The sequence below is a fragment of the Janthinobacterium sp. BJB426 genome, from assembly GCF_002735705.1.
Lineage (GTDB): Bacteria > Pseudomonadota > Gammaproteobacteria > Burkholderiales > Burkholderiaceae_D > Janthinobacterium.
On the sequence record NZ_PDZL01000003.1, the window covers coordinates 328,487 to 338,409 of the forward strand.

The 9,923-nt window shown below is 64.2% G+C and carries 10 protein-coding genes; 7 read left to right on the plus strand and 3 right to left on the minus strand.

Annotation, left to right across the window (positions count from 1 at the left end; genetic code table 11):
• Positions 1–34 precede the first annotated feature (34 nt).
• Together CSQ93_RS06995 and CSQ93_RS07000 are read right to left on the minus strand one after the other, a co-directional pair.
• Positions 35–481, minus strand: coding sequence for a CBS domain-containing protein (locus CSQ93_RS06995; RefSeq protein WP_010398828.1), 447 nt, complete (start codon positions 479–481; stop codon positions 35–37).
• Positions 482–609: 128 nt separating this feature from the next.
• A complete protein-coding gene (locus CSQ93_RS07000) occupies positions 610–1,233 on the minus strand; it encodes a 2OG-Fe(II) oxygenase (RefSeq protein WP_099377407.1) in 624 nt (207 codons plus the stop codon).
• 284 nt (positions 1,234–1,517) lie between these two features.
• On the opposite strand from CSQ93_RS07000, the gene CSQ93_RS07005 reads away from it, so the two are divergent.
• Genes CSQ93_RS07005 through CSQ93_RS07025 form a run of 5 tightly spaced genes read left to right on the plus strand, consistent with a single transcriptional unit; the run spans position 1,518 to position 7,449 of the window.
• Positions 1,518–2,828 (plus strand): O-acetylhomoserine aminocarboxypropyltransferase, encoded by a 1,311-nt coding sequence (locus CSQ93_RS07005; protein WP_099377408.1) that lies wholly within the window; start codon positions 1,518–1,520, stop codon positions 2,826–2,828.
• A gap of 1 nt (position 2,829) precedes the next feature.
• Complete coding sequence (locus CSQ93_RS07010) at positions 2,830–3,642, plus strand: alpha/beta fold hydrolase (RefSeq protein ID WP_099377409.1); 813 nt, start codon at positions 2,830–2,832, stop codon at positions 3,640–3,642.
• Positions 3,643–3,676: 34 nt separating this feature from the next.
• Positions 3,677–5,071: a PoNe immunity protein domain-containing protein gene (locus tag CSQ93_RS07015; RefSeq protein ID WP_099377410.1), complete on the plus strand. Its 1,395-nt coding sequence runs from the start codon at positions 3,677–3,679 to the stop codon at positions 5,069–5,071.
• Between the two features lie 29 nt (positions 5,072–5,100).
• Positions 5,101–7,113, plus strand: coding sequence for a DUF6630 family protein (locus tag CSQ93_RS07020; protein ID WP_099377411.1), 2,013 nt, complete (start codon positions 5,101–5,103; stop codon positions 7,111–7,113).
• A gap of 21 nt (positions 7,114–7,134) precedes the next feature.
• On the plus strand, positions 7,135–7,449 hold the full coding sequence (locus CSQ93_RS07025; RefSeq protein WP_099377412.1) for a hypothetical protein: 315 nt from the start codon (positions 7,135–7,137) through the stop codon (positions 7,447–7,449).
• 7 nt (positions 7,450–7,456) lie between these two features.
• Here CSQ93_RS07025 and CSQ93_RS07030 read toward each other — a convergent pair whose 3' ends face one another.
• On the minus strand, positions 7,457–8,833 hold the full coding sequence (locus CSQ93_RS07030) for a YihY family inner membrane protein (protein ID WP_099377413.1): 1,377 nt from the start codon (positions 8,831–8,833) through the stop codon (positions 7,457–7,459).
• Positions 8,834–8,900: 67 nt separating this feature from the next.
• Between CSQ93_RS07030 and wrbA the strand changes: the two genes are divergently transcribed.
• Both wrbA and CSQ93_RS07040 read left to right on the plus strand, forming a co-directional pair.
• Entirely contained in the window at positions 8,901–9,509 is a 609-nt protein-coding gene (gene wrbA, locus CSQ93_RS07035; RefSeq protein WP_099377573.1) for an NAD(P)H:quinone oxidoreductase, read from the plus strand.
• The gene (locus CSQ93_RS07040) at positions 9,509–9,919 is read left to right on the plus strand and encodes a DUF2069 domain-containing protein (protein WP_442778303.1); all 411 of its coding nucleotides are present in this window, start codon (positions 9,509–9,511) and stop codon (positions 9,917–9,919) included. Before wrbA ends, CSQ93_RS07040 begins: the two co-directional genes overlap by 1 nt.
• Positions 9,920–9,923 lie beyond the last annotated feature (4 nt).

Consider the following 9,923-nt stretch of genomic DNA (forward strand, 5'->3'; position numbering starts at 1 on the left):
GTTGCCGGCGTTGTTTTTACTGGATGAGCGAAGCTTAATCAGTGGTTTCGGCCGGCCAGTCGCGGATATACGCTTTCAGCATCTGGTTTTCAAAGCTTTGCGCTTCGAGCACGGCGCGCGCCACGTCGTAGAAGGAAATGACGCCCAGCAAGGTCTTGGCGTTCATGACGGGCAGGTAGCGCGCGTGTTTTTCCAGCATGATGCGGCGCACTTCGTTGACTTCCGTATCCGGGGTCACGGTGATCGGGTGGTCATCCATGTGCTTGCGCACGGTGCCGCCGCCGATCTGGCCCGCGTTTTCATGCAGCGCGTTGAGTACTTCGCGGAAGGTCAGCATGCCGACCAGGTCGCCAAATTCCATGACCACCAGCGAACCGATGTCCTTTTCAGCCATGGTATTGGCCGCGTCAAGCAGGGGCTGGTCAGGCGTGACCGTGTAGAGGATATTGCCCTTGACTTGGAGAATTTCAGATACTTTCATATTGGCCGTCCTGTCCGCGTGATTGGTATTTTAGTTATTCTAGCCCTTACTGCGACTGTAGCCTATGCCTGCGGAAAAATCCAGCCTTGCGCGCAATCAAATCGAGGGGGATTGCGCGCACCTTTTCGTTACGCTCTGCGGCGGAACCAGCCGGCGATGGACAGGCGTTCGCGCGCTGTCGGCAACACTTCGTGCAGCATCTCGCCCGACATGAACATGGCCATGCGTCCCGCTTGCGGCAAGACGTCCACCACGGGCCCGCCTTGCGGGTGCAGGCGCAGGGCGCCGCCGTGCTCTGGCAGCCAGTCGTCGTTCAGGTACAGCACGACGGACACGGTGCGCTTGTCGTCATCGCGGAAACGGTCCAGATGGGCACGATAAAAGGCGCCCGGTGCATACAGAGCGAAATGGCTTTCGTACTCTTCCAGCCCCAGGAACAGCTCGCGGTTGAGCACGCAGCGCAGCGCTTCCATGTGTTCCAGGTAGCGGTCGCATGCCGCTGAGCGGCCCGTTTCCAGCCATTCGATATGGTCGCCGCGGATGTCCGGCTGCAGCAGCGGTGCATGGCCGCTGCCCACGCCGGCGCCCTTCATCTTGCCGCTGAGCATGGATTGCACGCATTCGGCGGCCAGCTGGCGGCTCAGTTCAGGGGAGATGAAATGCTCTTGCATGAGCCAGCCTGCGTGGCACAGGCCGTCGACGATAGAAGGTCCGGGTACGGCAAGGGCGCCGTCGAACGATATTGCGGGCATAAAATCTTTCCTGGTGGACATGCGATGAGAGTTCGCCTGAAGCCCAGGATTTCGCTGGAACGTAGCAGCCTTCCCTGCGGCGCGGCGCACGCGCACAAGTCAAACAGCCCGAATATCGCTGATCCGGTATCCTACCACCGCCGCACCGTGCCGGTCACTTTTTTTACACTGCAGGTTACACGCGCGGCCCGCCAGCACGGCGCCATGCGCCCTGCACAGGAGCCCTTTTGCTCAGCTGCAAATCAGGTTACGATCTTGCCACTATAAAACTTGGCGGAGACACCATGAGCGGCCCGAAATACCCCGGTTTCGATACTTTATCCCTGCATGCGGGCGCGGCGCCCGACCTGGCCACGGGCGCGCGCGCCACGCCCATCCATTTCACGTCCTCGTTTGCCTTCAAGAGTTCGGAACACGCGGCTTCGCTGTTCAATATGGAGCGGGCCGGCCACGTGTACTCGCGCATCTCTAATCCCACCAATGCCGTGCTGGAAGAGCGCATCGCCGCCCTCGAAGGGGGCATGGCCGGCATCGCCACGGCCAGCGGCCAGGCCGCCATGCACCTTGGCCTATGTACCATCGCCGGCGCCGGATCGCACGTCGTGGCCTCGCGCGCCCTGTACGGCGGCTCGCACAACCTGCTGGCCTACACCTTGAAACGCTTCGGCATCGAGACGACCTTCGTCGACCCGCGCGACGTGGACGCCTGGCGCGCCGCCATCCGGCCCTCTACCCGCGTGCTGTTTGCGGAAACCCTGGGCAATCCCGGCCTCGACGTGCTGAACATCCCCCAGATTGCCTCCCTGGCGCACGAACACCAACTGCCGCTGATGCTCGACTCGACGTTTACCACCCCGTATCTGCTGCGCCCCTTCGAGCATGGCGCCGACCTGGTGTTCCACTCGGCCACCAAATTCCTGTGCGGGCATGGCACGGCCATCGGCGGCTTGCTCGTCGATGGCGGCACCTTCGACTGGCAGGCGGCATACGACAAGACGGGGCGTTTCGCCGAACTGTGCGAGCCGTATGACGGCTTTCACGGCATGGTCTTCGCCGAGGAATCGACGGTGGCGCCGTTCGCCCTGCGCGCGCGGCGCGAAGGCTTGCGCGATTTCGGCGCCGTCATGAGCCCGCACAATGCCTTCGCCATCCTGCAAGGCATCGAAACCCTGGGCTTGCGCATGGACCGCCACGTGGCCAACACGCGCAAGGTGATCGATTTTCTGCTGGCCAATCCAGCCGTCGAATCCGTGTCCTACCCCGAACTGCCGTCGCATCCCGACTATGAGCTGGCGAAAACCTTGCTGCCGAAAGGCGCGGGCGGCGTGTTCACCTTCAGGCTGCGCGGCGACCGCGCGGCCGGCCAGCGCTTTGTCGACAGCCTGAAGATCTTCTCGCACCTGGCCAACGTGGGCGACGCCAAGTCGCTCGTCATCCACCCCGCCTCCACCACGCATTTCCGCGTGCCCGACGATCAACTCGAACAGGCGGGCATCACGCAGGGCACCATGCGTCTGTCAGTCGGCCTGGAAGACGCGGATGATTTGATCGAAGACCTGGCCCGTGGCCTGAAACTGTCGCAGAAAGGCGCCTGAGATGCTGCTCACCATCGAGAACACCACGGCTTACTGCTACACGGGCGGCAAACCATTCAACCCGGGCCAGCCGACGGCCGTCTTCATCCACGGCGCGCAGAATGACCATTCCGTGTGGGCCCTGCAGACGCGCTATTTTGCCCACCACGGCTGGAACGTGCTGGCCGTCGATTTGCCGGGCCACGGCCGCAGCCTGGGCGCGGCGAAAACCACGGTGGAAGAGCTGGCGCGCTGGATACTGGCCGTGCTGGATGCGGCCGGCGCGGCCAGGGCCATGCTGATCGGCCACAGCATGGGTTCATTGATCGCGCTGGAAGCAGCATTCCTGGCGCCCGGGCGCGCCAGCCACCTGGCCATGCTGGGCTCCACCTACCCGATGAAGGTCTCGCCGGCCCTCCTGGAAACGTCACTCAACGATGAACAGGCAGCCATCGACATGGTCAATATCTGGTCGCACTCGTCGATCGCGCAAAAGCCGTCGTTCCCCGGCCCCGGCTTTTATGCCATGGGCGGCGCGCGGCGTCTGAAACAGCGCATCGCCGCCCTCAACCCCGATCACGTGTTTCACACGGATTTTTTCGCCTGCAATGCCTACGCGAACGGCGAAATCGCCGCCGCTTCGGTACACTGCCCGACTTTATTTATTTTTGGCGCGCGCGACATGATGACGCCGCCCAAATCGACCCGCTTGCTCACGTCTGCCATCGCGCATGGCACGGTGGTGCAGGTCGACAGCGGGCACGAATTGATGGCCGAGCAGCCGGACGCCGTGCTCGACGCGTTGTTTGCGTTTGCGCAAACGGCAGCAGCATAAGCACCCGCCACGCGGACTTTTTTAGGATAGACGAATGATGTTGTTGAATACCCTGCACGATGAATTGACTGGCCGCGGCAGCGGCACGGAAGCGGAGCGGCACGAACGCTATAAATGGCTGGAACAGCTGCGCTTCACTAACCCGCTGGCGGACGAAGGCGGTCCCATGGCCGGCATTCCATACTACCAATGGTGCCGGCTGCCGCAGGCGCTCGTCGTGGCGGGCCAGCACACGGATCTGCTGGTCGGCACCACGAGCTCCCAGTACCTGGTCTTCGAGGGCCGCCACGCGGCAGCCTTCGCGGCCGAACTGGACCTGCAATACGACGCCAACAACCGCATCGACCGCCCCGGCGGCCTCGACGAACTGCTCGACGCCTATGAAGAGCAGGAGGACGGCAGCTGGGCGACCTTGCCGAATGAACCGCCAGCGGCACCGCTGGCCGGCTGGGACGATGTGTACTTCCGCGTGCGCGACCTGAGCGACGGCAGGACCATCCAGAGCGTGACCACCATCGCCTACGAGAGCAGCCGCTTCCCTGGCTACACCCTGCTGGGCACGACCTTTGTGGGCGTCGGCGCCATCGTCCACGACGACGAAACGGCGCAGTATATGCAGCAAATCTTCGCCGACTGGGCCATCCAGCGCGAATGCGCCGCCACCTGCCCGGTTTCATCCACGCCCTGGCCCCACGCGCCGCGCCAGGTGCCGCCCGCCCCGTTCGACTTTAGCCGCAATCTCGCTTACCTCGACGCCCTGCTGGCCGCCTACGGGCGCGCGCAGGCGCAGGCGGAAATCGATGGCGGCGATGATGCCTACTGGGCGTGCGCCGCCGCCAGCACGGCTTACCAGGTCTTCTCGCTGCGCTACACGGCAGGCTTGCCCTTGCCTGACGTGGAACCGGCGCTGGAAACGGCCGTCGCCGCCTGCGAAACGGCGCGCGCCGCCCTGGCCGCAGCCTACGATGACGATGCCTTGCCCGCCTTTGATTTCGAACAATTGACGGATTACGCGCGCACCCTGCAGTTGCTGGGCGCCGCCCTGCTGTTCGGCCGCCACGACCTGGCTGCCCGCCTGGCCGCCCTGCAGACGGCCTTCGATGGCGAAGACGCCGTGTACGAGGCGCTGCTGTCGACCATCGATCCCCAGCGTCCCGCCGTCGACGAATGGTATTTCGCCGAGCCCTACTCGGCCCTGTTCGAGTGCCTGGATACGGACGATGCCGCACAGCAGCTGGAACACCTGCGGCAGTACCTGGCCAGCTGGCATGGCGCGCTGGTGCGCGAAGACTGGTTCAACGGCCATTTGCGTGCACACGGCCTGGGCGGCTACTACGGCTTGTGGGCCTTCGAAGCGGCTGCCGCGGCCAAACAGCTGGGCCTCGATCGCAGCGCGCTGGCGCACTGGGTCATGCCGCCAGCGCCCTGAATCCCCCGTTCACTTTTAGACAAATATCAATGATCAATACCGCAGCCCTGTTCAGCACCACCTTCCTGCCCGGCCAGGCCGGCTTCGACACCGAGACGATCACGGGCCTGGCCGAATGGCGGCTGGACGTACCTACGCTGTTCAAGCTGCTCATCGGCGCCGGTACGCAAGCTGTCGCCTGGCCCATCTATGGCGATGGCGAAGACTGCGCCTGCGTGCTGGCCACGCCGATGGCGCAGGCGCAGGCCAGCTGGCAAGCATTGTCCGCGCTGATGGATAGGCCGCGCGACGCGGCCGCCATCGTCGCGCGCAGCGCCATCAGCGCCTTGCTGGCGAGCGGCCAGCCATGGCTGATCCTCGACTGCGTGCAGCTGATCCCGCACGATATCGGCACGCCGGAATACGCGGCCGGGCTCGAGGCCTTGCGCGCCGAGGCGCAAGCCTTGCACGCTGCCCTGCTGCGCGGCGAGCGGGAAGCGCTGGCGCCTCTGCTGGCCGCCGGCGCCGCATCGCCCGCCACCGGTTACTGGTCGGCCACGGCCGTCGCGCAGCTGGCCGATGTGGAGGAACTGGGCACGGACGAACTGCCTTTCCTGCAAGGCCTGGAAGTGGTGGGATGGGAGGAAGATGTGCTGTGCCATGAAGTGAGCGCCGCCGGCGAACCGGACGTCACCGGCCTGGTCACGCCCTATGGCCGCTGGATCGTGCCGCTGTCGCAGCGCTATGTGGACCTGGGTGTGTACTATGCGGACGATGGCTGGATCACCTTTGCCACGGTGGACGCCCCCGATGCGCACGGCGTGCTGGACCTCAACGGCACGGTGGTGCTGCCGCCCGCCCCCGGCGCCCTGTATGTGATCAGCCCCCATTTATTGCAGCAGATCGATGCGGACGGCGCCAGCCGCTTGCTGCGCCTGCCCGACGGTGCGCTGCTCATCGACAGGGTGGATAACGTGTGCCAGCGCGAAGATGGCTTGATCGACATCGAGCGCCAGACAGACCAGACAGACGATGACGCCAAGCGCAATGTGCACGGCGTGCTCGACAAGACGGGCAAGGTCGTGGTGCCGCCCGCCTACAGCTCCGTGCAGGATTTTGGCACGAAGAAAAAAATCGCCATCGTCAGCCAGCGCATCGCCGGGCGCTTCCTGTTTGGCCTGGTCAATAGCCAGGGCGAGCTGCTGGCGCCCTGCCAGTATGAAGCCATCGATTGCGCCACCACCTCGTCGCCGCCCAAGCTGCGCAAGAACCTGATCTTCGCCATCGACGCGCAGGGGCTGGCCTGCATGCTGACGCTCGATGGAAAACAGGCCTTCACGCCCCTGTATCCGCCCGCCCACCATTTGCGCGGCGTGGCCGTGCAAAGCGACTTTTTATATGTCGTCAAGGATGGCATGGCCTGGAGCATGGATTTCACGGGCCAGTTGCTGGAACAGTTCGACACCATGGAAAACTTCAAGGCGGCGATCACGGCCCAACTGAGCGAGTCTATCGGCCTGGGCAAGAAAAATCCCGAGAAGAAGCCCGCCAAGCGCCGCAGCTTCACGCCCGCGCAAATCCTGGCCAAGGCGGACCGCGAGCAGTTGCGCAGCATGGCCGCCCTGCTCTTGCAAGGCGATGCGGAACTGGCCGCGCGTTGCGTGGACATCACTTTGGAAGAGCTGGCGCAGGACGATCCGGAAGAGGAATACGAAGGCGACTCGCCCGAGGCGGCCTGTTTCTTCCTGCTCTGGTCCACGGCCTCCCACACGCAGGGCCACGGCACCACCCTGGACTGGAAAGCCGTCGATGAAGTGCCGCGCATAGCCCAGCATATCGAGCTGTCCGCGCTGCAGGACTTCCGCTGGAAGGAACGCGAGGATGGCGATGCGATGGCCGAGGGCCTGGCCGCCATCGCCGCCCACCTGGCGCCGCACCAGCTGCGCCTGGTCAACATGCACGGCGGCGAAGACACGTATTATCTGGGCGTGGTGCGGGCGCAGGATGCGGCGGCGTTCAGCAAGGTGGCGCTGCAGGCGGCTTTGCGGCCCGTGCTGCTGTGATTTTTACAAGACAAGGAATCCATGCACGCGAAAAAATTCATCGATGATGTCGTCGCATCCAATGCGTCGCTGCTGGCGCTATATGCGCAGGGAAGCGAGGGACAGACCCGGCTTGGCGCCCTGCTCGACGGGCTGGCACTGGCCGAGGGCCAGCGCGAGCAAATCCTGGCCCTGATCAAGCTGGCCATCGATGACGCGACGTACCAGCTGGTGTGCGGCATCGAGGGCAGCGCCTCGCTCGGCGATAGCCAGCAGGATTACACGCTGCTCGACGAAGAGGGGAATACGCTGACGGGCGCGCTCGATGCCCTGCTGTACGAGCGGCTCAACCCCTGATTGCCCGTCAGGCGCAGCGCACGTCCCCAAAATGCTGGGCTAAGGTCAAGCCCAGCCCCTGCTCCACGGCGTTTTCCACCTGCGCCGCCAGGGCGGCCGCTTCTTCGGCCGCCTTGATGTCGCGTTCATTCGTCGAGCCGGCCGGGTAGCCGGAGTTCACGCGCATGCCGCCGAAGACGAACAAGCGGTAGACATCGGCCAGGCTGATGCGGCTGACGTTGCCCAGCAAGACCCAGTGGTCGGAACTGTCGGCCACGCGCTTGCCCCACTGGACCCGCACGGCGCCATCCACGTTCACTCGTCCCACCCAGCCCTGCTGCACCATCTTGTCAAGCAGGGTTTCCATCTCTTCGAAGCCCAGGCGCGTGCTGCGGCGAATTTCCGCCGCGCCCACCAGGGCCGAATCGGCGCAGTGACAGGCCTGGTGCAGCACCTTCAGGATGGCGACCGCGTCGACGAATTCACTGCCGGGCGCCGCCTCGTACCACCAGCGCTCGTATTTCACGACGGGCAAGGCTGCCACCAGCAAGGCGCCCACCAGGGTGATCATCCAGCTCAGGTAAATCCATACGAGGAACAGCGGCAAGGCGGCCAGTGCGCCGTAGATGCGCGAATACGTGGGGAATTCCTGGATGAATTCGCCGAAGCCCCGCTTGGCCACCTCGAACGCCAGCGCCGCCAGCAAGCCGCCCCAGGCCGCATCGCGCCAGTCCACGTCGCGGTTCGGCACGGCGATGTACAGCAAGGTAAACGCCAGCATGGTCAGGCCGATCGACACCAGGGTATAAAACACGGCGCCGAGGAATGGCACGGCGCCCACCACACCGCTGGTGGCCATGAAGAGGCGCGAGGTCACCGTCAGCGACACGCCCACCAGCAGCGGCCCCAGGGTGACGATGGCCCAGTAAACCAGCAGACGCTTGGTCCAGCGGCGCTCCTGGCGCACGCGCCAGATGCGGTTGAAGACGCGTTCGATCAAGCCCATCATGCCCACCGACGTGACGATCAGCGCGCCCGCGCCGATGGCCGACAGGCGCGTGGCCTTCGAGGCGAACGTGGTCAGATAATCGAGGATGGTGTTCGATATGCCCTTGGGCATCACGCTTTGCACGAAATAATCTTCCAGCGCATGGCGGAAGGTATTGAATAGCGGGAAAGTGGTGAAGATGGCCAGGGCCAGGGTGAGCAGCGGCACCAGCGCGAACACGGTGGCAAATGTCAGGCTGCCGGCCACTTGCGGCAGGCTTTCCTCGCGCACGCGGCGGCGCGCGAACTGCAGCAGGTCGCGCGTTTCGGACCAGGTCAGGCCACGCACGACGGCCAGCCCGATGCTCAGGGCGCGCCACAGGTATTGGAAGAACGGGAATATATATTTTGAAAACATGTGCAAAATCAGAACGGCGCCATGACAGCAGTCGTATCAGGCTGTAAAGCGCCCTATAATACCAATGATGAAGCCAACCAATCTGATTATTCTCGTATTGTTTTATTCACGCCATGGCGCCACGCGCCAGTTGGCCGAGCTGATAGCCCAGGGAGTGGAAAGTGTGCCGGGCTGCGATGCGCGCCTGCGCACCGTGCCCGCCGTCTCGACGGTGACGGAGGCGACGGCGCCGGAAGTGCCGCTTGACGGTGCACCCTACGTGGAACTGGAAGACTTGCAGGAGTGCGCAGGCCTGGCCCTGGGTTCGCCCACGCGCTTCGGCAACATGGCCGCCGCCATGAAGTACTTCTGGGACGGCACGGCCAGCGACTGGCTGGCCGGCAGCCTGTCCGGCAAGCCCGCCTGCGTGTTCACGTCCACGGGCAGCCTGCATGGCGGCCAGGAATCGACCCTGCTGTCGATGATGATCCCCCTTTTCCACCACGGCATGCTGGTCATGGGCCTGCCCTACACGCATCCTGAACTGATGACAACATCGACTGGCGGCTCGCCTTATGGCGCCACGCACTGGTCGGGAATCGATGGCGACAAGGCCTTGAGCGAGGATGAAAAACGCCTGGCCATCGCCCTGGGCCGGCGCCTGGCGGAAAACGCCGCGAAACTGGCAGGCGCATGATGCACGGCGTACTGCACAAGTATTTTCACTGGGGCGCCATCGCCAGCCTCGTCACCCTGATCGTCTGGTGCGTGCTGTGGGAAACCGTCGTCGCCCCGCTGCAGCCGGGCGGCTCCTGGGTCGTCCTGAAGGCCGCGCCCCTGCTCATTCCCCTGTACGGCGTCATCAAGCGCGACGTCTACACCCTGCAATGGTCGTCGATGGTGATCCTGCTGTACTTCACGGAAGGCGTGGTGCGCGGCTACAGCGACACGAACCCCACCTCGGCCCTGATGGCCTGGGGCGAAGCGGCCATCGTCTGCATCTATTTTGTCTGCGCCGTGCTGTATCTGCGCCCGTATAAAAAGGCGGCCAAGCGCATGGCCAGGGAACTGCTGGAAAAAGTGACGAAAGTGAGCATCAAGAAATGAGCGA